Genomic DNA, 260 nt, shown 5'->3' on the forward strand with positions numbered 1-260 from the left:
CTATTCAGAGGATACTATGACCGATTTAAAAAATAATGAGCAATATTTCGACGTTTCATTTGAGAAGATTGCTACCCCTGAGCAGCAATATACCGACGTTGAATTTGAAGATTGCCAATTCTCTGATTGCGATTTCTCATCGGTTAAATTTCATAGATGTAAGTTCACAAACTGCACATTTGAACGCTGTAATTTGAGCTTGGTCGATTTTGCTAACTCAAAGTTATTTGAGCTTAAATTTCAAGACAGTAAGTTAGTTG

At 35.0% G+C, this 260-nt stretch carries 1 protein-coding gene; it reads left to right on the top strand.

The features are described from left to right. Positions 1 to 16: 16 nt before the first annotated feature. The coding region (locus tag Q5762_RS38850) for a pentapeptide repeat-containing protein (protein ID WP_315897027.1) at positions 17 to 260 on the top strand (244 nt) is incomplete at its 3' end.

Source organism: Streptomyces sp. P9(2023) (assembly GCF_032436795.1).
Lineage (GTDB): Bacteria > Actinomycetota > Actinomycetes > Streptomycetales > Streptomycetaceae > Streptomyces.